Source organism: Stieleria neptunia (assembly GCF_007754155.1).
Taxonomy (GTDB): Bacteria; Planctomycetota; Planctomycetia; order Pirellulales; family Pirellulaceae; genus Stieleria; species Stieleria neptunia.
This window is the reverse complement of sequence record NZ_CP037423.1, coordinates 9829001-9851908: the sequence shown is the minus strand read 5'-3', so window position 1 is coordinate 9851908 and position 22908 is coordinate 9829001. Positions and strand designations below refer to the sequence as shown.

Below are 22908 nucleotides of genomic sequence, written 5' to 3'. Positions count from 1 at the left end.
ACCTGATGTCGTCGAACCTCCGTTTCCTGGGATTCGCTTTTGATGCCATGGTTTGATGGGTGCGCGGTCGACTCGGCTGGCGAAGACAAACCGACGCCTGACGATTTCAACGCTGACGACCGACGCCTGACATGCCGGCTGCAGATTGGGACGCCGGAATTTCCCTTGGCAATTCGAATCGAGTACATTGGCAAGCCGCGACGATCGTTCCAAACCGGCGTGCCGACCGACGCCACGAACCCGGCGATGCACCCCAGCACACTCGTTGCCGCGAGACACAAGCTTTCACCCCGTTTCGATCATCACGCTCACGCCAACTCAATCGTAGAGGTCTGCGTGCGAGGTGATCGCTGATGTTCGCGGCGGTAGACGTGGCTGCGATGGGCCAACGCCTGTCGTCCATGCTGCTGATTAGTGCGCTCGAAGTTGGCCCACCTGATGTCATCGAACCTCTGTTTCCAGTGATTCGCTTTTGATGTCATGGCTTGATGGGTGCGCGGTCGACTCAGCTGACGAAGACAAACCGACGCCTGACGACTTCAACGCTGACGACCGACGCCTGACATGCCGGCTGCAGATTGGGACGCTCGCATTTCCCTTGGCGATTCCGATCGAGTACATTGGCAAGCCGCGACGGTCGTTCCAACCGGCGTGCCGACCGACGCCACGAACCCGGCGATGCACCCCAGCACACTCATTGTTGCGATACACAAACTTTCACACCGACCGCCTTCATCACGCTCACGCCATCTCAATCGTAGTGGTCCGTGTGCGAGGTGATCGCTGATGTTCGTCGGAGTAAGTAGGCCCCTTTGAAGACGATGTCAGACGAGACCGATACTTCACCGAGCCAGCGACGCCGCTTGGTCGTACTTGCAGCCGGCGTGATCGCAGTGCTGTACGGATCGGCATATGCAGCGATGGTTGAACCGACAGAGGAGATTGCATGGCTGGAAACCGGGGAAATAAAGACGTACGTTGAACCACACTACGGATTCCCTGACCCAGAAAGTGTCGAACACCGTGTATCATCGTTACTTTTTAGACCTGCAAATTGGGTCGATCGCGCGATACGCACGAGCACATGGACACCAGAATCACAAACCGTCGATTGATACCACGAACCGTTGACTGCTCGCCAGAGATTGCCACGTTTGTTTGCCCACGGCAGTTCACACCGAGTAACTTGTTGACAATCACTAGCGAATCGCGACCCCAACGATCGTAGACCCGACGAACCATCGGATGCACGACGAGTCGCCGAGTCGTGGTTTTTGAAGTGGAGGATCGCTCGCGGCGACCGCGTGATCCGTGACGTTCACGCTGGTAACCCACGCCTGACGACAGCGTCCACTTCTTCTTTTGCGTCTTCTCGCGTTCTTTTGTGGCAATTGATTCGCCGTCGTTGGATCGTGACCCATAGGACGCCCATCTGATTTCATCGAGCTTCTGTTTCCTGAGATTCGCATTTGATGTCATCGTTCGACAGGTGCGCGGTCGACTCGGCCGAGGAAGACAAACCGACGCCTGTTGATTCGAGTACGAGCACGAGTACCACGGTGCTGAGTACGAGGGCGGCTTTCAGGCCCGGAGGGCCGGTAGAGTGTCTGCCGGTGGCGTCAGCCACCGGGGGAGGATTCAAAGGAGCGCCCTAGGCCCAGCGGGTCGACACAATGCCCGGGCTTGGCGTGGACCGGGAGACCCATTGTGCCGGCCTTCCAGGCCTCAGCAAATCCGTTCTTTCGATACCGGTGGCTGACACCACCGGCAAGCATTGTGCCAGCCCTCCGGGCTTCATCCCGACTCCACAATGAGATCGGTACAGCAAGGGGAGTGAAATTTCCCAAGGCGATTTCGATGGAGTACATTGGCACAGACCGATGCTGGCTCGGGCTGTCGTCGTGGCCGACCGCGTGAACCATGTGGTGCACCGCAGTCGGCGAGTTGAGTTTGTTTTTGAGTTTGGGTCGATCGCGCCGACGCGGTGACCACCGCCGTTGAACTTAATCGGCAGCGACTTCATTGGCGTGACCGTTTTCTCTTGTCGGTGCGGTGAGCGTGTGAGGGTCACAACGCGTCTGTCTTTCGGCGCGCCTGTAGGCGCTTTTGCGGTTAGCTAGTTGTGTGCGCTGGGCGTTCTTACGGTCTCTTTCTTGGTGCTTTGCCTGACGTTTTAACTTGCGCTTTTTGCTCGTTGACGCACCCTTGTTGTGTTCCCCGCACGCTGCGGCGCGAACTTCTTTTGAACTCTGTTTCACAACAAGGACAAGCAACCGTGATGTCACACAAAAAACGAACCTGCAAACTCACCAAGCGGCTCGCCGAAGACATGGTGATCCGCAACATGGCCGAAGCCACCATCGACGCCTACACCTATCACGTGCGAAAGTTTGCCGACTTTATCGAAAAACCGCTCGACCAGGCAACCGTCGAAGACGTTAGAACCTTCCAGCTCCATCTGATCCGAGAACGAAAGCTTGCCTACGGCTCTGGGCACGTGAAGGATACACGACGGGCGGTGAGTCGATTCAAGTTCCGTTGACTCTTTCGACAGCGGAGTTCATTTGCCGCTGGTGCTTGCACATCCAGCCCAATCAGCTAACCAAAACGCGTCAATTCGGAGGTTGGTCGAGCACGAAAGCGGTGGCGTATCAGCAACGCTGCCTTGCCTCCCTGAGTGCAGCCGACGGTGCGGAGGCTCGCATGGCCGTGATGGCTGCGGTGGAAGAAGCGGAGGCCGAGTTGGAGACCGAGCCGGAGCGATGCTGTGAGCACTGTGGCAGCGAGTCGCTTCGTCTGACGCACGAGTGTCCGAAGCGATCCTGGAGCGAGATCTTGGGACGCGATTCGGAGTGTAGCCCAGGTTGGTACCGTGAGAGCCAAAAACTTGATGAGATTCGGTTCTGGGACGATTCGATGGGGGAAGGTTTTTCGGAGTGGTACGAGTGGTATCTGAAAAGTGGCATTGAAAGTGCAGGAGAGTCCCCGGGCTTGGACGCCATGACCGAGACGGCCGCAGAAACTGGCATGCAGCAACGAATGCTGTTCTAATAGCGTCCCCCAGAAGCGGCCAAGTCGTGCCGACAAACTTTAACGCACGATCTATCCGTGTACTCCGTACCCGGATAGATCGCATTTCGTTCGCCGACTGAATGACGCAGCGTTCAGCCAATGCAATACCTAGTGATGCTCGAAGACGATCTTGACCGTATAAGGCGGTTCAATGCGATCCTCGTGGCTCACCATCCCAACGTTCGTCTCGACGTCTATCGAACTGCACCCGCTTTCATTGCTGCGTACTCGGCCCTTTCTTCGACTCCTTGCTTGATCTGCCTTGACCACGACCTGTTCGTCGACTCGCCAGGTGACCCTGATCCCGGTGATGGACGCGATGTGTCGACATTCCTCGCAACCCAAGACGCGATTTGCCCGGCCCTGATTCACTCAACGAATGCGCCCGCCGCTGACAGCATGATGTTCACGATGCGCGATGCCGGATGGACCGTTGATCGTATTGCTCCGATCGGAGATGACTGGATCGAGTCGTACTGGTATCCTACCGCCTTCGAAATTGTCTCGCCAAACACTTCCCAGCGCACAGAAAATGGCGGATGACCATAAGGACGAGAGTCGCGGATTTTGGTCTGCTTGCACGTCTTTCGACCGTCCCGCGTGATTTCTAACGTTATCGCAAAGAAGAATCCAATGTCAATTTTGTACCGATCCGTTATCGTGTTGCTTCCTCTTCTCTTGTCGGTTTGCTTCGCCACGGCGGACGAGCCGGTCGTCGGACCCCCCGAGACGATTATCGACGCACACATCGAAGACGATACACCCAACGGAAAACTTTTTGTTGGGACTACGATGGACTGGGGCGAAACTCGACAAACATGGAATCACGAGGGGACAATCGAACACGGTGGTCGATCCATAACGGCTTCGATTGACCGGGGACGTTCAGTACTCGTCATTCGGGAAAAGCGGTTTGCAGCTTCTTTCAACACACTTCAATTCGCCCATTTGAATGGCGATGTAATCGACTCATCGGTAATTAAAGACTTGCTCAGTAAAGACCGAGCGGTAGTGTTCTTGCATAAGGGAACCACGATTCATCCGGCAATCGCGAATTCGCTTCATCCAGAAACAGTTGTGGTTACGAGGGTCAGCTACCCAATAGATCCTCTGGTGATTGGGATTCCGGAAAAGCGATAACCATCGGATGCACGGCGAGCCGCGGAGTCGTGGTGACTGATGTGGAGGATCGCTCGCGGCGACCGCGTGATCGCCAACGTTACGACTCAAAAGGACACATTCTCGATGCCATCCGGCGATGCCCAACGAGCTTGGTTTCCGGAAATGCTCGCCGAACTGGAACGCTTTTGGTCCAACAATCCAAACTGGAGCGAAGTCATCACGTTCTGCGAGCGGATGACGTCCCTCCGATCAGACATTCGAGACCAACGAGACATTCGATCGCCGATGATGACGTGTCGATCCTGCGGCAAGAAACACGCAATGACGTTGCCGCCAATTTCGCCTCGCTCGCTTCTTTTCGCACTGCAAAAGATTGACGCCATCGCCGACGAAGAACTAAAGCGACTGGACAAAGAATGGATGCGCTATCGTAAGACCGAGAACCTGGATGCACGGGGGCACCGGAATGCGGACGGCGCGGACAACAAAACTCAAGCGTCCGCATGCCATCGAGCCGAACAAGAATCGTCGTAACTATGTGGTGCACACGAGTGGCGGCAACGTCTTTTCGTGACCACCAACTCCTGGGGTGCCACCGTGTGACCATCAACGTTCGTCGATTAAGGGGAAAGCACTTGGCGAAGCTGCACGCATTGCTGTTGCTGAACATTTCTGCCGCAGTCGCGGGATGTGCAGGCAACTCCACACCAATCCTTGAACGGCGTGAGATGGCGCAACCAAACATATCGCACCTACAGGTCGTCACCGACGAAGACCCTCAAGTCCAGCGTTTTCGACGGGCGCTGGTTTCCCTGTGTGTGCAAGAACCGTCTCTTTCACCCGCGGTCATCCCAACGGCAACGAAACCCGCGCACGAGTATCCTGGCACCAACGAACTGCACATCGACCTTTGGCGTATCGATACCGCCGAGTTGACTTTTCAGCTCGCGACCGCCAGTGAAAAACCGATCTGGATCGTGTCGGGTATGTTTGTCGAGCAGAATGACGCATATGTTGCCGATGCAACGATTTCCGAGCGGCACTATCAATGAGCTCGTCGCTTGCCGCAATCTTTCGCTAGAGTGACGACGAACCATCAGATGCACACCGAGCCCTCGAGTGTCTCTTGGGAGGTTGTGGCTTAACCGCTTGGGCCGGGTGATACGTGCCGTTCGCGCTGCTAACCGACGCCTGTCGACGGATCGCCCCTTTTCTTGTCGCGACTTCTCGTGCTTTTTGTGGCAAGTGATCTGCGGCGGATTGACTGGGGCGCCGGCGTACTTGCTGGTGGGAGCTCACGCAAAGTCGCCAAGCCGCAAAGATTACAACCCACTCCATTGCGGCTTGGCGCCTTTGCGTGAACCCAGCATCTCTTAGTTCACGCTCATGCCGCAGTTGGTACGCTCGAACTGCGCCCACCGGGTTTCATCGGACCTCTGTTTCCTGTGATTCACATTTGATTTCATCGTTTGATAGGTGCCCGGGCGACTCGGCCGAGGAAGACAAACCAACGCCTGAAATGGTGGCTGCTTCGTGTTTCCGAGTCCAAAGGGATCAATGGAGCGGATTTGGCTGGCAGAACGAAGTGTCTTAGGCCCGGAGGGCCGGTAGAGTGTCTGCCGGTGGCGTCAGCCACCGGGGTGGATTCAAAGGAATACTCACGGCCCAGCGGGCCGACACAATACCCGGGCTTCGAGTGGACCGGGAGACATTGTGCCGGCCTTCCAGGCCTCAGCAAATCCGTTCTTTCGATTCCGGTGGCTGACACCACCGGCAAGCATTTTGCCAGCCCTCCGAGGCTTCATCCCGACTCCACATAGAAATCGGTTCAGCGAGGGGAGTGAAATTTCTCTCGATGATTCCGATCGAGTACATTGGCCGTCAGCGACGATGGCGCGTGCTGTCGTCGTGGCCGGACGCGTGAACCATCCGCCCGCACACGCAGGCACGGAGTCGGCGTCCATTGAAAACACAATGTCGTTCGCCGTGCCGCGGTGAACGGTGACGCGTTATCCGGGCAAAGCATGTCGATCGGTAGTCCACCGCAAAACACTTGCTTCGCTGTTGCGTTGGTCGCAACGTTAGCGGTGATCGGCTGCAATGACCGTTCGCAGGATCTGCGACGAACGCCTTGGGATGTCGGTGGACAAACTGAAAATCTCACTGACACGGAGTTTCTCCAGCAACAATTGGAACGTGTCGCTGCGGGAGAGTCACCGAAAGTCACACAGCACCCAGACCTCGCCGCAGATGAATATTACCAATCCCTTCAAGAGGCCGTCGACCGACTATGGAATGCAAAATCGTATGACTCCAGTGAACTGAGGATTTGTACCGCAACAGTTGAACATACCGTGTTCGCATGCGATCCGGCTCACGAGATTGCCAAGGCAGCATGGGAGGCAAAATGGAAACCAAAACTACTTGAATATGAAGCCATTGGCGGTTGCGGGTGCTGCGTTGAAGATTACATGATCACGGGTCCGCGCGCAGCGATCCTTGAGTACCCGATGCATCCATCGTTACTCGAATACTACCCTCGTTGGCGCCCAGACCAGGATCAGTAGACGCTGGATAACCAAGCCATCCACCGACGAACGGCAAAGTTGAAACCACAATGGCCGTCCATCGGTGATGGCTGTCGTTGAACTTGGTCGAATTGCGTACCGATTCGAAGGTTGGCGTGCGGTTGCGGTGGGCTGAGGCCAGCTTCTCAAATCCTCTGGCGGTAGGTCGTCCGCGTTTTGATGCGATGAGCGTCTTGATCTCTTGTGGCCCAACGTGTGATCCTGCGGCGCATGACTCCTCCGTCACTCGCGTTGTGTGGTCGAGGTTGTTTCTCTTTGACTCAAAGACAAATCCGACTCTGCACACGCTCACGCCGTTGCTTGGTAGTCGATCGCCTTGGGGTTTTTGAAGTGCACCATTGAGATCAAGACATGGCTTGCACCGCGACGTTGATGAACGGCGTGCAAGTGATTCTTGTGGCGGAGGGTGTTCGACGTGGCAGGTCGTTCGACGGGGCAGGTCGTTCGACGGGGCAGGTCGTTCGACGGGGCAGGTCGTTCGACGGGGCAGGGCGTTCGACGGGGCAGGGCGTTCGACGGGGCAGGGCGGCGTGTGGTGGGGGCTTTCGAGAGTTTGTATCGGCGTCTTTGCCAGCTTTCTCAATGCGAAGAGGAACGGGGGTTCTGATGATGAAGCGCGGAGGAAGCATCGGCTGGAGATGGAGGTAGAAAATTTCGGGTAGGAAAAGAGAGTAGGGTGTTTGCCCGGTGTGTCGTTTTTCGGGCATCCGTTTTCCTACCCGAAATTTTCCTACCTTCCTGCGGCGTTCTGGGGGGCGTTGCCCGGAGGTGGCGCTGCGCTGACCTCCGGCTACTGGCTGTGATCCCTCCGGGATGCCGGGGACGCCGCGATGGGTGGAGGTTTTCGCACTTGGTACGACTGGTCGTGCGAACAGTGCACAAGAAAGTGCAGAGGAGGCGGAGTCCGAACCGGATCGCCCTCCCGCCACCCAGCTCGAGTTCGCCTGGGTCCGAGAAGCTGGCATCGCCTGACAGGATCCGTTCTAATCAGGTTCTCTAGCCGGTCCCCCCTGAGGACCGACAAAGCTCTGGCGCACGATGGATCCCCGTTCCTCCGCGTGCGCGGATAGATCGCAATTCGTTCGTCCCAACATATGTTTGCAGCTCCCCCGATCATGAATCTGACCGTATTGCGGTCAACGGACATCGACCGAGCATCCGATTTTTATTCGGAGATGGGGCTGTTGTTTACAAGACACCGCCACGGAAACGGACCAGAGCACTACGCATCAGTCATCGATGGTTTCGTCTTTGAGATTTATCCGCTTGGGAAGCATCCGCCGACGATCGGAACGCGAATCGGCTTTTCGGTCGACGATGTCGATTCGATTGTCTCGATGCTTCTGGATGTCGGCGCGGAATTGATCTCTAAACCGGCCGACAGCGAATGGGGCAGGCGAGCTGTCGTAAAGGATCTGGATGGACATGTCGTTGAGCTACTAACACCCCCGAATCGTGATAAAATTGTGGCATCTGACACCACGTCAACTGGTGTCATGACTGTTACTCATTCTGAAGGCATGAATCCAGGCGATGCCGACCGGCAGTGACCAAAGGGACGAACGAGGCGATGCACGTGAGCCGCCGAGTTGAGTTTATACGAGTGGTAAGTCGTTCACGGCGGCCAAGTGATCGTTAACGTTCTGCCGATTAAATTGTTCCAGCTTTTACAACACCGCGATTCGAATAATCAACTTTTGCTGAGACGCATGATATGAGTGCAAGCCCAATCGGAAACAATGCGATGCAGTGGGAGTATGGCAAACTCCGCTCCAACCAACTTTGGATTGCTTGGGTGACGTTGGCGACGGGAATACTTGCAGTTCCTCTGGCTTGGCTTCTGCGCAATTCTCTAATGATTGGACGTGCTCCACTTCCTTCTTGGACTGTCCTGACGGTTGGCGTGGTGCTTGCCATCGCGGGGCTCTCTGTATCCATCACACTCCTTCGCGCACGTTCACGTCCACCAAAACTGATCACCATTCATGACGGCAAACTCACTTTACCGGGCGGTCTCCTTGCCGGTGCCGGTTGGTCTCTTCCGGTAGCGAAGGTAACAGTCCGGACAACCGACATAGGCTTTGTTAAACAAATTCATCTTTCAGGTAAACGAAAACGCACAACGCTGTCGTCGGCACTATTTGCAAACAACGCAGAATTTGAGCGTCTTGTCAACACACTCTCCCGTGGCTAACGTCAATTCGGTTTCGCACGTGGCAGAACAATGCGATGCATGACGAGCGGCGAAGTCACGTCGTTTGGTGTGGATGATCGCTCGTCGCCGCCGTGTGATTGCTACCGTTCTGCGTGCGAAGCGTTCCTTGGTTTTCATCGCGGACAAAGACCGTGACTAAACAGTTCTCGGGACAAAGCCGGCAGGGAAGATACGAACGATTGCTCGGGGCAAGCAACAAGGTGTTTGCGCTTCTGCATCTCAGCGGCACAGAAGTGCTGGAGAACAAATGCCTTCGCTTCCGGATCGCTTCACATGATGAAGCCGGAGTTTTGCGTCTTCGCGACATCTTGAGCTTTCAGTATTCGACAGCGATTGCCCGATCTTACGCTTTTGATATTTGGCACCTGGATTGTGCATCGGATCCCCAAATGAATTGCAAAGATGAGTCCAGCATACAAAAATGGTTGGGTGAGATGATCGCTCTGGCTGACCAGCATTCCTGTGATTTTTCGAGTTCTCCGGCAAGATGATGTGCGATGGATGAAAACGAATTGCATTTCGACTCTCATCGCTTTGCGATTGAATCCGCAACGTTTCGGTACATCACCGATAGTTGCTCCGGCCCCGGGTGGGACTTCAATTTCTCGGGACCTTGCGTCACCGACGACCGTGACGAGCCCGAATACCCATACGGCATTCGACTAATGACAGAAGCCGGTCCGTTGCCCCTGGAGCCAAATGACGATCTGACGGGGGCTTCAATCGAACTGAATTCGCCATGCGATGAAGATTCTGGCGAACCGTACTTTGACGTAAATGTGATGGAATCACATGATGTGTTAAGACTGAGGTTGGACGTCGTCGAACGACGTGGCGACGACTACTTGATCAAGATCATTGCCACGGTCGCTGAAACGATTACTGGCAAACAAGAATCGCTATCCCTAATTGCTTGGGCACAGCGCGAAGCGGATCACGCTTACCCAACGTAGACACTGGCCCGAAAGCCGCAGAACCAAGCAATTCACCCGAGTCGCGGAATGGGGCGTTTTCAAAATGGACAATCTCTCGTCGCGATCGGGTGATTGCAAACGTTGAACTGAATCGAATTGCTTGCCGCTTCGACGGTTGACGTGCGGTCGCGGTGGCAGGGATTGCGTGGGACTTGCAACCGTAGGCTGACGCCAGCTTCTTGAATCCAATGGCCGTGGGGCGTCAGCGTTTTGATGCGATGAGCGTCCTGATCTCTTGTGCCCCTTTGAGTGATCCACCGGCGCATGACTCCCCCGTCACTTGCGTCGTGTGGTCCGCGGGTCGTTTCATTTGACTCAAAGACGAATCCGACTCTGCGCACGACGCCGCGATCCTTGGGAGTCGAACACCTTGGGATGTTTGACGTGCACCCGTGAGTTCAAAGCGCAGTTTGCACAATCCACCAGACGTCTGGCAAGGAGGATCGCCACAATAGAGCGCAAAGGACGCAAAAGGTGCGCGCGGATTACGAACAGAACCGCCATTCGATGGTGCGTTTGATGCACCGCGAACGAAATGTTGCGGCAGCGTCCAAAGGGTCCCATGCACCCGCCTACGCAAGTAGCATTCTTCCCTTTTGTGCTCTTTGAACTCTTTCGCGGCCAAACGCTCCACGTCTTGACGCGTCCCGCCGGAAGGCTGGCTTCTCGGCGATAAAACGCGACAGCTTCCTCGGTCAGATCGGATCGAATTCGGATTGCCATTGCAGTTGTCGACGTTGTGAGCCAGACGTTTTCCGACTTGATCAGTGCTTCAAGACTGCGAGCAAGTTCTGGGGCGAGACGCTCTCGACCCAACTTTTCTGGGGACGAGGCCTTTCTCAACAAACCTTTTTTCTACCCGAAATTTTCCTCTCTTCTTTCTGCATCTGGCTGGTTGGGAAAACGACGTGCCTCCAATGATCGTTCCCGGGTTTCCGGTCGGTCTCGCGGGGTTTCCGTTTAGCCGGAGGCTCCGCTCGGCGGGGTGTCGGGATTCGCTGCGACCCCGTTCGGGGTCGAGGGGAGGTTTGGGGGCGTGGTCCGGAGGTGGCGCTGCGCTGACCTCCGGCTACTCGCTGTGATCCCTTCGGGATACCGTGGACGCTGCGTCGATGGCGCCGCGATGGGGGAAGGTTTTTCGTACTTGGTACGACTGGTCGTGCGAAGCGTGAGCAAGAAAGTGCAAAGGAGAAGGAGAAGGAGAAGGAGAAGGAGTTGGGGTCGGCCCCTCCTGCCGCCACGCAGTTTGAGTTTGCCTGGGTCTGAGAAACTGGCACCCTCTGGCAGGATCCGTTCTAATCACGTCCTGTAGCCGGCCCGCCTGAGGGGCGACATCGTTCTGACGCCCGATGGATCCCTGTTCCTCTCCATGCGCGGATCGATCGCAATTCGTTACCCGATAGAGAATCCTCCACACGCAAACATGGCTACCGCTAAGGACGAGATCCAGCCGTCTTCCGAATTGGTTGCGGCAATACTTAATGACGCGGTAAGGCCAAGGTTCGAAGGGTTTGAGCGAGACGGGTGTCCGCCTCTTTTTGCGAATGTGGTTGTTGCCGTTCGCGAATCGCTAACCCCCAAAGGAACGTTTTGCACCGCTTCTTTGGCCATCGACGCCGTAAATGGCGAATTGCGGATACGTGTACGTAGAACTGGGTCGCCAACGCGAGTCATCTGGAGGGTGGAATCTTTGTTCCCTACGATTCTGCCGGAAACGGGTTTTGTTGGCTTTGATGCTCGCGGTGATGCACGACTTTCCGGAAAACATTGGACGATCGAATCGAAGGGATGGCAGGGCAAGTACAACATTAGCGAATGGGTGGGCTGGAATTGAGAATTCACACCTGACCGATCGTGATTGCCTGTTTAACAGAATCGGGTAACAATCGGATGCACGAGAGTTCGCTGGTACCGATCGCCAACGTTACCCTGATCGCAGCGTGCCAGCCCATCACATCCAGCAGACAAACCCTCCGCGAACCACGTGATCGCGGACGTAATTTTCCTCAGCACCGCGAGACCCCAATCGTGCAAGACTTCACACTGATTCTCGTTACAAGCGTCACCGTGCTGGTGGGCTGCACGGGCGGGCAACCGAACCTGTCCGATGCGTCGTCGCAACCCCAGCATCTGATCATGAGCGAAGGCAGCTCAACGAGCGATGGCCTTTCGATATCGAATGGCAATGTCGTTGTCAAAGAAAACCAACCGGGAGTCGCCTTTGCGACCGTGACACTGCCCGGACAGTCCAAGAGAATCGCGTATTTCCTGGTGTTCAATCACGATCGTCCGAATGCCGGGGTAACGTCCGAAGGCGGAAGCCGCGGGGCGACCGCCAGTACGTCTCATACGATCAACACGTATGGCAACGAATCGACCGCCAAATATGAACTTGTCCTGAAAAGTGGAGCGGATAGCATTGAGACAGAAACCATTTCGATTGACGACGAAGCCTTCGGTTCATCCAAAGGACGCGTGTTTCTCATCGACATGAAGCTCGATCCGCCGGGCGTTTCACAATTCCACCTCGACCTGCCGACTGAAGTGCCCGAGTTGAAAGAGACAGAAGCCACCGAGCAGTTCAGCCATGACGCATTAACCGCGATGCGTAAAGCCGATCAGGCTGTCGATGCATTCTGCCGAGCGATTGAAGCGACGGGCAACTAACCAGGCCGTGAATCGGAGCGGTCGATGGCACGGGTTTTTTAAATCAGAGTCTTTTGGCGACCGCCCGGCTACGGCAGGCGTTGAACTGAATCGAATTGCCGACGGCTTCGGCGGTTGACGTGTGGTCGCGGTGGGCTGAGGCCAGCGTGGGGCTTACGACCGTAGGCTGACGCCAGCTTCTCCAATCCTTTGGCCGTCGGTCGTCGGCGTTTTGGTGCGACAAGCGTCTTGATCTCTTGTGGCCCATCGTGTGATTCTGCGGCGCTTGACTCCCCCGCCACTCGCGTTGTGTGGTCCGAGGGTGTTTTTCTTTGACGAAGAGACGAATCCGACCGGGCGCACGCTCACGCCGTTGCTTGGGAGTCGAGCGCCTTGGGACGCTAGAAGTGCACCACTGAGATGAGAACGCGGTCAGCACGATCCACCAGACGTCTGGCAAGGAGAGATCGCGACAATAGAGCGCAAAGGACGCAAAAGGTCCGCGCGGAGAACAGAACTGAACCGTCATTTGATGGTGCGTTTGATGCACCGCGAACGAAATGTTGCGGCAGCGCCCAAAGGGTCCCGCGCGGCCGCCTACGCAAGTCGCGTTCTTCCCTTTTGTGCTCTTTGAACTCTTTCGCGGCCAAACACTCCACGTCTTGACGCGTCCCGCCGGAAGGTTGGCTTCTCGACGATAAAACGCGGCAGCTTCCTCGGTCAGATCGGATCGAATCCGGATTGTCATTGCAGTTGTCGACGTGGTGGGCCAGACGTTTTCTGACTTGATCAGTGCTTCAAGACTGCGAGCGAGTTCTGGGGCGAGGGGAGGATTGGGGGCGTGGTCCGGAGGTGGCGCTGCGCTGACCTCCGGCTACTCGCTGTGATCCCTTCGGGATACCGTGGACGCTGCGTCGATGGCGTCGCGATGGGTGAGGGTTTTTCGCACTTGGTACGACTGGTCGTGCGAAAAGTGAACAAGAAAGTGCAAAGTGGCCGGAGGCTGAACCGGATCGTGCTGCCGTCGCCCAGCCCGATTTCACTTGGCACTAAAATGTGGCACCGTCTGGCAGGATCCGTTCTAATCAGCTTTTCTGACCGGCCCACCTGAGGAGCGACAAAGTGCTGGCGCACGAACGATTCCCGTTCCTCCGCGTGCGCGGATCGATCGCCATACGTTACGTCAACAATTGGCTGATAGCGTGAGTACTGAATGCCAAAAGTTTCCGGAGTGTCAATGCTTCATGATGGAAGCCTATGCCCAGACGCCCACGTCGCCGGTCACATTCGACGAACAGTTGGAGGCATTTACACTTGCGGATGAGACTCCGCTATTGCACTGCTTCCACTGTGGCGGACGCCTGCCCGACCCGCATGATTTCTACCGTTTTCCGACGGGATGAATGTCTCTTTTCGTATGCGATGACTTTTTGACGACTTCAATCAATGATTTGCCGTGACAGTGAAAACAGATGCGACGATTACCACCAAATTCAACGCCTTGCTGGTTCTTTATTCGGCGGTTGTGGGTGTTTTCACTTTTGCGATGTCCGACTCAGCCAAGGGCGTTCCACTGGAGGGCATCATCCTTACATCGCTTATCGACCTTGTTCGGTTTCTCATCATGGTTTTCGTGACTGCCTGGTTTGCGAAGGAAGTCTGGAACCGGCTGGTCACGGACATGTTCGATGTTCGGTGTGTCGTTCATCGCGAGACGATTGCGATTGTTCTTTTACTCGGTATTCTGTTGGATTAAGACGCCAGGGCGAAAGCAGAGCCGGGTCTGATTCGGCGTCAACCCGAAAACACAATGTCGTTCGCCGTGCTGCGGTGGACGTTCTGCCACAAAAACATGTCCTCACCTGATGCTGGCGATATCGTTCAAGAAGCACTGGACTCAAGGCGTGTTGCCGACGGGCGCGTACGCCTCGATGCGTGGCAAGCGTCGCAACCGGTAAACCTCGATACCCTCAGTAAACTCCGGTACTATCGTCCGCTGCTTGGTCAGCACGATGAAGCCATTGATGCGGCCCAGAAAATGATCGAACTCCGACCCCATGATGCATGGGAACGAATGTCCGATCATCTTCGACTTGGCGAACTTTACGTTGAGATCGGCGAACTCGAACATGCGTGGGCGGCGTTAAACGTGGTCATCGACTGGCCGGAAATCAAGGACTGGTACTCGGCGGGAATGGCACGTTCAACGGTCGAACTGGCCTTGGACATCTCCGCAGCCGCAAGTCGCGAAAACGAACTGAGTGAAATGGCATTCGATGCCGCCGTCCAACTGCTTGATGATGGTTGTTCCACATCATTTTGTCTTCTTGAGAAAGCCAGGGATTGTTCTCGGCGTCTTCGTCGTGGAGGATTGTTTGAACGCTTCAAGCGTGCGGCTGTCGAAGAACATGAACGCATACAACGTCAACTCGAAGGACGCTAAGAAATGCTTCACAGCGTTGCCCGTCTGGGGTCGAGGAGAGGTTTGGGGGCGTGTTCCGGAGGTGTCGCTGCGCTGGCCTCCGGCTACTCGCTGTGATCCCTTCGGGACGTCAATGATATAAGTGACGGATTTGATCGTAGCGGAAAACGCTAAGACTTTCGCAAGCCGCCGACCCTCTCTGGCGTTTGCTTGCTGCGCAAACGCCGTCTCTCCCAGAGGGAGAGAGACTAAAAAGGTTGCCAAAAGCTGCAGCAATAGAATCGACGTCGTGTGCGAGAAACGTTGCTTGTTCAGACTGGTATCGTGAGATCGTTGGATCTTGACGAAGTGTCGTTTTCTTTCCCGCAGCGTTTCGGTCAAGGGCTATCGTTGCTGGCCGCGCAAATAGACCTTGGTGTTCGGATGGCCGGATAGCCGGATCCAATCGACGTGCATTCTTGCCGGCAGGGCCGCCGAGATTTTTTCCGGCGTGTCGAGCCCCGTGTAGGAGTGGGGCCAGCTGCCGACGGCGACGTTCAGGATCGGAAAGAACGGCTGGTGGTACTCCTTCATCTCCGGCGACGTGATGTCCCAGGAACCGAACTCTTTTCCGTCCAAGAAGAACTTCATGTGCGTCGGTGTCCATGAGATCTTGTAGAGGTGGTAATCCAGATGCAGATCCTGCGGTGCGTCGTACCACTCGACCAGACTGGTTTTTTGCTCGCCGACGCCGGCGAAGTGCAGGGCACAATTGATTTGTCGGTGCTGCAGGCCCTTTGCGATGGCGTCTTTGCCGCCGATTTCCAAGATGTCGGCCTCACCGCACTTGGGCCACTCCGTTCCCGGGAAGTTATTGCCGAGCATCCAGAACGCGGGCCAGATTCCGTCGGCCGTATCCGGCACCTTGATCCGCGCCTCCAGGTCTCCGTACAGGAACGCGAACCCGCCGCGCGTGTGCATCCGTGCCGAAGTGAACGCATTGCCTCCGTACGCTTCCCGTCGGGCCTCGATGACCAAACTGCCGTCGCGGAGGTAGGAGTTCTCGGGCCGATCGGTGTTGAACTCAAGTTGCCCGTTGCCGAAGCCGTGCCCACCGACGTCGTAGGTCCAGACGTTCCGATCGATCGCCTGCCCGTCAAACTCTTCCGACCAAACCACCTTGTTTGCCGTCGACTCCTGGCACGACGCGGACGCCAGGAAGAAAGCGGATGAGGCAACGAATACCCCAATGCCTACGCAGAAACGAAATACAGCCGGTTGCCGGTGACGAGAGTTCATTGGGGAGCCTCGAGAGAAAAGGAGGTGATGCGACGCAGGGCGAGAGGGAATCGCATGTGTAGGTCATGCTGTGCATGACAGAAGGCTACGGCGTGGCATGCACAGCATGCCCTACGGCGTGGCATGCACAGCATGCCCTACGGCGTGGCACGCACAGCGTGCCCTACGGTTCTCCGGCTTCCTTGACGGCTTTGATGGTTAACGGAGGTTGGTCGATTCCTTCGGTGTAGCAGCCCCAATGTTCCGGGTAGACTCCTTGTTTGACCCAGCGATGGAAACTGGAGTGTGGCCAGTCCCGTGGGCACCGTACATACCCGTGCTTGACCGGATTCCAATGAATATAGTCGAAATGGTTCTGGAAATCATCTTCATCTTCGACGAGGTGCTCCCAATAACGCGGTTGCCAGACGCCGCGCCGTCGCTGCCGCCGCTTGCCTTCTGTTGTCCTGCCTTCGTCGCCACCGATGGAAAGCCAGTGCTTCGTGAATTCCTTTTTAATCCAGCCGAGGCGTTTCGGGTACTCGCTATCCCCGCGCGGCAATGTCCATAGCGTGTGCCAATGATCTGGTAACAACACGATTGCGTTGACCGCCACCGGCCACCTCATCAAACACCTGCGAAGCATGCTTCCGATCAACGCAATTGCTGCCGGCCGTCGGAATGTTGGTTGTCGCTCATAGGTGACGACGGTGAAGAAATAGGTTCCGCCCGGCGCAAAAAAGCGACGGTAATCCGGCATGATTCAACCTCCGTCGGTCATGCGATCCATGGTGAGTCGTGAGTCGGTCATGCGGTGCATGACAAAAGGCACGCACAGCGTGCCCTACGGTGTGGCACGCACAGCGTGCCCTACGGTGTGGCATGCACAGCATGCCCTACTTGAGCGATCGGTAGCGCTGGATCAGGGTGTTGGTGGAGCTGTCGTGGTCGAGCGGGGCGTCGGCGGACTGGAGTTCGGGGACGATTTTTTTGGCCAGCACCTTGCCGAGTTCGACGCCCCACTGGTCGAACGGGTTGACTTGCCAGATCACGCCTTGGGTGAACACGCTGTGTTCATACAGGGCGACCAGTTTGCCGAGCACCGCCGGGGTCAGCGAATCGATCAGCAGCGTGTTGGAGGGGCGGTTGCCTTCGAAAACACGGTGCTGTGCGAGTTCCTCCGACGTGCCTTCGGCCAACACTTCCTCACGCGTCTTGCCCATCGCCAACGCTTCGCCTTGGGCAAACACGTTTGCGCTCAATTTGTCGTGGTGATCGCCGATCGGATTGAGCGACTTGGCGAACGCGATGAAGTCGCAGGGGATCAGGTGTGTGCCTTGATGGATCAACTGATAGAACGAGTGTTGGCCGTTGGTCCCCGGTTCGCCCCAATAGATCGGACTGGTGTCATAGTCGACACGGTCGCCGGCCAGTGTGACCGACTTGCCGTTGCTTTCCATCGTCAGTTGTTGCAGGTAGGCTGGAAAGCGATTGAGGTATTGATCGTAGGGCAACACGGCGGTGGTCTGGGAACCGAAGAAGTCGGTGTACCAGACCGTCAGCAAGCCCAGCAGCACCGGCAGGTTTGCTTCCAGCGGCGCGGTTCGGTAGTGTTGGTCCATTTCGTGGAATCCGCCCAGCATTTCACGGAATTGGTCCGGACCGATGGCCAACATCGTGGACAGTCCGATCGCGGAGTCCATCGAGTAGCGGCCGCCGACCCAGTCCCAGAACCCGAACATGTTGTCGGTGTCGATGCCGAACGCGGCGACCTGCTCGGCGTTGGTCGACAGGGCGACGAAGTGTTTGGCGACGGCCGAGTCATCGGCGCCGAGCTTTTCCAGCAACCAGGTCCGCGCGGTGTGCGCGTTGGTCATCGTTTCTTGGGTGGTGAAGGTCTTTGACGCGATGATGAACAGGGTCTCGGCCGGATCCAGATCGCGCGTGGCTTCGGCAAAGTCGGTGCCGTCGACGTTGGAGACAAACCGCAGCGTCAGATCACGATTGCTGTAATGACGCAGCGCTTCGTAGGCCATCACCGGCCCGAGATCCGAGCCACCGATTCCGACGTTGACGATGTTGCGAATCGGTGCGCCGGTGTGTCCGGTCCACTGGCCGCTGGTGATGGAATCACAAAACGCCGACATCTTGTCCAGCACCGCGTGGACATCGGGAACCACGTTTTGACCTTCGAACTGGACCGTCGCATCGCGTGGCGCCCGCAGCGCCGTGTGCAGCACCGCCCGGTCTTCGGTCGTGTTGATTTTTTCGCCGGTCATCATCGCCTCGATCCGTTCCTTCAAACCGGCCGCCTCGGCCAGCTTGACCAACAACGAAACGGTTTCGGCGTCGATGCGGTTTTTGGAGTAATCCAAGTACAGCCCGACGGCTTCGAGCGAGAAGGTTTGGCCACGTTGCGGATCGGCGGCAAACAGCTCTCGCAGATGCTTTGACTTGATTTGCTCGTAGTGGGCGTTCAAGTTTTTCCAAGCGTCCTGTGCGGTCAGACTCTGGGGCATGGTGGTGGCCATCGGATCGAGGGGTTGGGTGGTGGAGACGTCAGACGGGCAGTTTAGCGGTTGGGGAGCATTTTTCGACCACGGACTCCGGCGGGATTTCGCGACGGCTTCGCCATTGGAGACTCCAGATCTGAGATCCTCGGCAAGTTTGTGTCGGGGGCTGCAGTGCGAGTAGAATGCAGGTGCCCCAGCCTGCCCCAATCCCCGCCCCCGCGAAATTCCTCGTGAATCCAACGCCTTTCTCGTTTCGGGTCAGCTCGCTCGCCATGCTGTCTGTCCTTGTGCCCCTGGGGGCGATTGCGGCGGCGGAGCGACCGCTGTCGTTCAATCGTGACGTGCGGCCGATTTTGAGCGACAAGTGCTTTTTTTGTCATGGCCCGGAGGAATCGCATCGTGCGGCTGATTTGCGGCTCGATCAGTCCGAAGCGGCCTATGGGGTGGCGATCGAACCGGGCAGCGCCGACGCGAGTGAATTGATCGCGCGGATCTTGGATCCCGATCCCGATGTTCAGATGCCGCCGCCGGAAACCGGCAAACGCGTCACCGAAGCGGAATTGGAGATTCTGCGGCGCTGGATTGACCAGGGGGCGGAGTACGAAGCCTATTGGGCCTATGTCCAACCCGGGCCGGTGGCGGTGCCCGAGGCAGCGGCGCTGGAATCGGGCGACGGGGCCGGCGGGGTCGAGCCGGATGCGGGCGTCATCGATTCTCTGGTGCGGGCGGAGTTGGCGCGCGGTCCGCTGCAGCCCGCACCGCGCGCGACGCGTCGCGATCAGCTTCGTCGGCTGCACCTGGATCTGACCGGGTTGCCGCCCAGCTACGACCAGATCGCGGCCTTCGTCGCCGATGATCGTCCGGATGCGTATGAACGGCGTGTCAACGCGTTGCTCGCGTCGCCGGCGTTCGGAGAACAGTTTGCCGAATACTGGTTGGATCTGGTTCGTTTTGCCGACACGGTCGGCTATCACGGCGATCAAATCCACAACATCGCACCGTACCGTGACTACGTGATCGATGCGATCAACGACAACCTGCCGCTGGATCGTTTCAGCCGTGAACAACTGGCCGGCGACTTGCTGGAAAACCCGACGATTGAGCAACAGATCGCCAGTGGATACAACCGCTTGCTGCAAACCACACACGAGGGTGGACTGCAACCGAAAGAGTACTTGGCGATTTACGCCGCCGATCGCGTGCGCAATGTTTCCGCCGTTTGGATGGCCGCGACGATGGGCTGCGCGCAGTGCCATGACCACAAGTATGACCCGTACACGTCCAAGGACTTTTATTCGCTGGCCGCATTCTTTGCCGACATCGACGAAGAAAAGCACTTTAAAAATGGCACCAACGCGCTGCCGACCCGCAGGGAACCGGAGATCGATGTTTTGGGGCGTACCGATCGGCTGCGGCTGGCTGAATTGGATGCCGCGATCGAATCCGCCGAAGCAGGGAAGGATTCCGATCAACTCAAATCGCTGCAAAAGGAGCGTGATGCGATCGTGGCACGCAAGCAGCGGACGATGGTCACCCGGGCGATACCGCCGCGGACGGTTCGTTTCCTGCCACGCGGTAATTGGTTGGACGAAAGCGGCGACGTGATGCAGCCGGCGGTTCCGGAGTTTTTGGGCCAGATCGGTGAGTTTGCCGGTTTGCCGGACGAGGCACGGGCCACGCGTTTGGACTTGGCAAATTGGTTGTTTGATGTCGAGCGGGGCATCGGCGGGTTGACCGCACGTGTGTTTGCGAATCGGTTGTGGTACCTGTACAGCGGACGCGGCATCAGTCCGACGCTCGGCGATTTCGGCGGCCAGGGCAGACCTCCGACGAATCCTGATTTATTGGATCATCTGGCCGTCGTCTTGATGGAATCCGGCTGGGACCTCAAGGCCACGGTTCGTCAAATTGTCACCAGCGAAACCTATCGCCAGGCGGTGGTGATGCGGGAATCACGTCGCAAACTGGATCCCTACAACGACCTGGCCGCGTCACAATCGGGGCATCGTTTGCCGGCGGAAACCGTCCGCGATGCGGTGTTGGACATGGCCGGGTTGCTGGATCATCAGGTCGGCGGACGCAGCGTTCGGCCGTATCAACCCAGTGGCTACTATCGGCATTTGAACTTTCCCGGGCGAATCTACACGCCTGACCGGGGCCGGATGCTGTGGCGGCGCGGGGTTTACACCCATTGGCAGCGTCAGTTTTTGCATCCGACGCTCAAAGCACTCGACGCACCGAGTCGTGAGGAATGCACGGCCGAGCGCCCGCGGAGCAACACACCGCTGGAAGCATTGGCGCTGTTGAACGATCCGACCTTCGTCATCGCCGCCAAGGCGCTGGCCGCCAGGGTGCTGCGGGAGAGCGACCAGACGTCGTCGCCGGCAGTGATCGAGACGCGCATCAACACGGCGACGCGGATCGCGATCGGCCGCGATGCCAATCAAGCCGAACGTGTTGCGCTGGCGGGTTTGCTGGAGAGTGAAATCAAACGCTTTGAAAAGGACCCGGCCGCCTGCGACGCGTTTTTGGAAACACCACGGGACGTCTCGATTGCCTGGCCGGCCGAGACGTCCGCTGCCGAGCGCGCGGCCTGGTCCAGCGTCGCGCGGGCGGTCCTCAACTTACACGAAACCCTTTATCGCCCTTAATGAACGAACTGAAACGAAGAACGTTCCTCGCCAAAAGCGGCCTGTCTTTGGGGGCGGCGTCGTTTGCGAACTTGCTGGCTCGCGATGCGTCGGCAGATCTTGCGACGGGATTGCCGCCGGGCGTTGAGGGATTACCGCACTTTCCGCCGCGAATCAAACGCGTGATCTTTTTGTGTATGGCCGGCGGGCCGTCGCACTTGGAGACCTTTGATGAGAAACCGGAGCTGGCGCGGCTGCACGACCAGCCGATGCCCGCGTCGTTCACCGACGGGCAACCGATCGCTCAACTCGCCGGCAAGCCGTTGAAAGTGCAAGGCCCGCTGACCACGTTTCGCCGCTGCGGCGAGAGCGGGCAAACGATCAGCGACTTTCTGCCCTACCATCAGAAGATGGCGGACGACTTGTGCATCCTCAAGTCGATGGTCACCGAGCAGATCAACCATGACCCCGCGCACACCTTCATGAACACGGGCACCGCGATCAGTGGGCGTCCGTCGATGGGATCTTGGGTCACCTATGGGCTGGGCAGCGAGTGCGATGACTTGCCGGGGTTTGTCGTCATGACCAGCGTCGGCGGCCGCAATCCGCAACCGATTGCCTCGCGTCAGTGGTCGTCCGGGTTTCTGCCCAGTCGCTACCAGGGTGTCGAATTCAACAGCACCGGCGTCCCCGTGCACTACGTCCAGCCGCCTGCGGGGGTCGGCAAGGTCGGCCAGCGTGCGGTCGTCGACGCGATCGCTGCGATCAACCGGCATCGCTTTGCCCGCCATGCGGACCCGGAGATCCAGACGCGTCTTTCGACCTATGAGATCGCGTTTCAAATGCAAACGTCGGTCCCGGATCTGGTGGACATGTCCGACGAGCCGCAGCGGATTTTGGACATGTATGGCGCGACGCCGGGCGACGGATCCTTCGCCAGCAATTGTCTGCTCGCGCGGCGGCTGGCCGAGCGTGGGGTGCGTTTCATTCAGCTTTACCATCGCGGTTGGGACCACCACGGCGATCTGCAGCGCTACATGAACGTGTGCTGCAAGTTGACCGACCAGCCGACGTGGGCGCTGATTCAGGATTTGAAACAGCGGGGGATGCTGGACGAGACGCTGGTGATTTGGGGCGGCGAGTTCGGCCGAACGCCGATGTACCAGGGCAAGGGCGGACCGGGGCGGGATCACCACATCAAGGGGTTTTCGATGTGGATGGCCGGCGGGGGCGTCAAGCCGGGCATCAGCTACGGGGCGACCGACGAACTGGGGTACCACGCGACCGAAAATGTCGCCCACGTGCGGGATTTACACGCCACGATGCTGCATTTGTTGGGGATCCGCCACCAGCGTTTCAGTTACCCGTTTCAGGGGTTGGACATGAAACTGACGGGGGTGGAGAGGGCCCGCGTTTTGGAGGGGGTGCTGGCATGATCGGAACGATCCGGCGGGGCGGGGCGAACAGAC

General features: G+C 57.5%; 21 protein-coding genes. 18 read left to right on the top strand and 3 right to left on the bottom strand.

Annotated features, from left to right (window positions below):
- Positions 1-42: 42 nt before the first annotated feature.
- The 16 genes from Enr13x_RS34190 (at position 43) to Enr13x_RS34120 (ending at position 15060) form a co-directional block, all read left to right on the top strand.
- On the top strand, positions 43-354 hold the full coding sequence (locus Enr13x_RS34190) for a hypothetical protein (RefSeq protein ID WP_145389595.1): 312 nt from the start codon (positions 43-45) through the stop codon (positions 352-354).
- A gap of 1924 nt (positions 355-2278) precedes the next feature.
- On the top strand, positions 2279-2542 hold the full coding sequence (locus Enr13x_RS34185) for a phage integrase N-terminal SAM-like domain-containing protein (RefSeq protein ID WP_231743949.1): 264 nt from the start codon (positions 2279-2281) through the stop codon (positions 2540-2542).
- Entirely contained in the window at positions 2539-3051 is a 513-nt protein-coding gene (locus Enr13x_RS34180; protein ID WP_145391378.1) for a hypothetical protein, read from the top strand. Before Enr13x_RS34185 ends, Enr13x_RS34180 begins: the two co-directional genes overlap by 4 nt.
- Positions 3052-3186: 135 nt before the next feature.
- Entirely contained in the window at positions 3187-3615 is a 429-nt protein-coding gene (locus Enr13x_RS34175) for a cyclic-phosphate processing receiver domain-containing protein (protein WP_145391377.1), read from the top strand.
- A 90-nt stretch (positions 3616-3705) separates the two neighbouring features.
- Positions 3706-4212, top strand: a complete 507-nt coding sequence (locus tag Enr13x_RS34170) for a hypothetical protein (protein WP_145391376.1) — start codon at positions 3706-3708, stop codon at positions 4210-4212.
- A 39-nt stretch (positions 4213-4251) separates the two neighbouring features.
- On the top strand, positions 4252-4728 hold the full coding sequence (locus Enr13x_RS34165) for a hypothetical protein (RefSeq protein WP_145391375.1): 477 nt from the start codon (positions 4252-4254) through the stop codon (positions 4726-4728).
- 119 nt (positions 4729-4847) lie between these two features.
- Positions 4848-5246 carry a hypothetical protein gene (locus Enr13x_RS34160; RefSeq protein ID WP_145391374.1) on the top strand — a complete coding sequence of 133 codons (399 nt, stop codon included), beginning with the start codon at positions 4848-4850 and terminating at the stop codon, positions 5244-5246.
- 942 nt (positions 5247-6188) lie between these two features.
- A complete protein-coding gene (locus Enr13x_RS34155) occupies positions 6189-6761 on the top strand; it encodes a hypothetical protein (protein WP_145391373.1) in 573 nt (190 codons plus the stop codon).
- Between the two features lie 1136 nt (positions 6762-7897).
- On the top strand, positions 7898-8332 hold the full coding sequence (locus tag Enr13x_RS34150; RefSeq protein ID WP_197455563.1) for a VOC family protein: 435 nt from the start codon (positions 7898-7900) through the stop codon (positions 8330-8332).
- Positions 8333-8526: 194 nt separating this feature from the next.
- Entirely contained in the window at positions 8527-8976 is a 450-nt protein-coding gene (locus Enr13x_RS34145; RefSeq protein WP_145391372.1) for a hypothetical protein, read from the top strand.
- Positions 8977-9128: 152 nt separating this feature from the next.
- Positions 9129-9488, top strand: a complete 360-nt coding sequence (locus Enr13x_RS34140) for a hypothetical protein (protein ID WP_145391371.1) — start codon at positions 9129-9131, stop codon at positions 9486-9488.
- A 6-nt stretch (positions 9489-9494) separates the two neighbouring features.
- Positions 9495-9950, top strand: a complete 456-nt coding sequence (locus tag Enr13x_RS34135; protein WP_145391370.1) for a hypothetical protein — start codon at positions 9495-9497, stop codon at positions 9948-9950.
- A 2049-nt stretch (positions 9951-11999) separates the two neighbouring features.
- Entirely contained in the window at positions 12000-12638 is a 639-nt protein-coding gene (locus tag Enr13x_RS34130; RefSeq protein ID WP_145391369.1) for a hypothetical protein, read from the top strand.
- A gap of 1223 nt (positions 12639-13861) precedes the next feature.
- Positions 13862-14020 (top strand): hypothetical protein, encoded by a 159-nt coding sequence (locus Enr13x_RS38570; protein WP_231743948.1) that lies wholly within the window; start codon positions 13862-13864, stop codon positions 14018-14020.
- Positions 14021-14073: 53 nt separating this feature from the next.
- Positions 14074-14373: a hypothetical protein gene (locus Enr13x_RS34125; RefSeq protein ID WP_231743947.1), complete on the top strand. Its 300-nt coding sequence runs from the start codon at positions 14074-14076 to the stop codon at positions 14371-14373.
- Positions 14374-14427: 54 nt separating this feature from the next.
- Positions 14428-15060 (top strand): hypothetical protein, encoded by a 633-nt coding sequence (locus Enr13x_RS34120; RefSeq protein ID WP_145391368.1) that lies wholly within the window; start codon positions 14428-14430, stop codon positions 15058-15060.
- A 363-nt stretch (positions 15061-15423) separates the two neighbouring features.
- Here Enr13x_RS34120 and Enr13x_RS34115 read toward each other — a convergent pair whose 3' ends face one another.
- The 3 genes from Enr13x_RS34115 to pgi all read right to left on the bottom strand — a co-directional run bounded on the left by Enr13x_RS34115 (position 15424) and on the right by pgi (position 18827).
- Complete coding sequence (locus tag Enr13x_RS34115) at positions 15424-16197, bottom strand: glycoside hydrolase family 16 protein (protein WP_197455561.1); 774 nt, start codon at positions 16195-16197, stop codon at positions 15424-15426.
- 283 nt (positions 16198-16480) lie between these two features.
- The gene (locus tag Enr13x_RS34110; protein WP_145391366.1) at positions 16481-17056 is read right to left on the bottom strand and encodes an REP-associated tyrosine transposase; all 576 of its coding nucleotides are present in this window, start codon (positions 17054-17056) and stop codon (positions 16481-16483) included.
- A 136-nt stretch (positions 17057-17192) separates the two neighbouring features.
- The gene (pgi, locus tag Enr13x_RS34105; RefSeq protein ID WP_231743946.1) at positions 17193-18827 is read right to left on the bottom strand and encodes a glucose-6-phosphate isomerase; all 1635 of its coding nucleotides are present in this window, start codon (positions 18825-18827) and stop codon (positions 17193-17195) included.
- A 254-nt stretch (positions 18828-19081) separates the two neighbouring features.
- Between pgi and Enr13x_RS34100 the strand changes: the two genes are divergently transcribed.
- Complete coding sequence (locus tag Enr13x_RS34100; RefSeq protein ID WP_145391365.1) at positions 19082-21460, top strand: PSD1 and planctomycete cytochrome C domain-containing protein; 2379 nt, start codon at positions 19082-19084, stop codon at positions 21458-21460.
- Positions 21460-22875 carry a DUF1501 domain-containing protein gene (locus Enr13x_RS34095; RefSeq protein ID WP_145391364.1) on the top strand — a complete coding sequence of 472 codons (1416 nt, stop codon included), beginning with the start codon at positions 21460-21462 and terminating at the stop codon, positions 22873-22875. The genes Enr13x_RS34100 and Enr13x_RS34095 overlap by 1 nt, the downstream gene beginning before the upstream one ends.
- Positions 22876-22908: the final 33 nt, after the last annotated feature.

Excerpts from the sequence above, each read along its gene's own strand:
- Enr13x_RS34190 (WP_145389595.1), top strand. The coding sequence starts at position 43 with ATGCCATGGTTTGATGGGTGCGCGGTCGACTCGGCTGGCGAAGACAAA.
- Enr13x_RS34185 (WP_231743949.1), top strand. The coding sequence starts at position 2,279 with ATGTCACACAAAAAACGAACCTGCAAACTCACCAAGCGGCTCGCCGAA.
- Enr13x_RS34175 (WP_145391377.1), top strand. The coding sequence starts at position 3,187 with ATGCTCGAAGACGATCTTGACCGTATAAGGCGGTTCAATGCGATCCTC.
- Enr13x_RS34170 (WP_145391376.1), top strand. The coding sequence starts at position 3,706 with ATGTCAATTTTGTACCGATCCGTTATCGTGTTGCTTCCTCTTCTCTTG.
- Enr13x_RS34165 (WP_145391375.1), top strand. The coding sequence starts at position 4,252 with ATGTGGAGGATCGCTCGCGGCGACCGCGTGATCGCCAACGTTACGACT.
- Enr13x_RS34150 (WP_197455563.1), top strand. The coding sequence starts at position 7,898 with ATGAATCTGACCGTATTGCGGTCAACGGACATCGACCGAGCATCCGAT.
- Enr13x_RS34145 (WP_145391372.1), top strand. The coding sequence starts at position 8,527 with ATGCAGTGGGAGTATGGCAAACTCCGCTCCAACCAACTTTGGATTGCT.
- Enr13x_RS34135 (WP_145391370.1), top strand. The coding sequence starts at position 9,495 with ATGGATGAAAACGAATTGCATTTCGACTCTCATCGCTTTGCGATTGAA.
- Enr13x_RS38570 (WP_231743948.1), top strand. The coding sequence starts at position 13,862 with ATGATGGAAGCCTATGCCCAGACGCCCACGTCGCCGGTCACATTCGAC.
- Enr13x_RS34120 (WP_145391368.1), top strand. The coding sequence starts at position 14,428 with ATGTCGTTCGCCGTGCTGCGGTGGACGTTCTGCCACAAAAACATGTCC.
- Enr13x_RS34110 (WP_145391366.1), bottom strand. The coding sequence starts at position 17,056 with ATGCCGGATTACCGTCGCTTTTTTGCGCCGGGCGGAACCTATTTCTTC.
- pgi (WP_231743946.1), bottom strand. The coding sequence starts at position 18,827 with ATGGCCACCACCATGCCCCAGAGTCTGACCGCACAGGACGCTTGGAAA.
- Enr13x_RS34100 (WP_145391365.1), top strand. The coding sequence starts at position 19,082 with ATGCTGTCTGTCCTTGTGCCCCTGGGGGCGATTGCGGCGGCGGAGCGA.
- Enr13x_RS34095 (WP_145391364.1), top strand. The coding sequence starts at position 21,460 with ATGAACGAACTGAAACGAAGAACGTTCCTCGCCAAAAGCGGCCTGTCT.